Genomic DNA, 255 nt, shown 5'->3' with positions numbered 1-255 from the left:
CAGCGCGCGCCGGTCGCTGCGAGTACGAGCAGCTCCGACAAGAGATACAAGATGCTGACGTAGTTCACATCGACGAAACAGGCGTCAAACGCGACGGTGAGCAGGCATGGATCTGGACGTTTCGGACGAGCCAGCACACGTTGTACGCAGTCAGAGAGAGTCGTGGGAGTGATGTTCCCGCAGAAGTCCTCGGCGAGGACTTAGCGGGAACGGTCATTTGTGATGGGTGGACGGCATATCCGGCGTTCAGTAGTA

Annotated in this window: 1 protein-coding gene; it reads left to right on the top strand. The window is 58.0% G+C overall.

Annotated features, from left to right (window positions below):
• The coding region (locus O2S87_RS19260; protein WP_475410265.1) for an IS66 family transposase at nt 1–255 on the top strand (255 nt) is incomplete at both ends.

Source organism: Halohasta sp. A2 (assembly GCF_056175805.1).
This window is presented reverse-complemented; position numbering and strand designations above follow the sequence as displayed.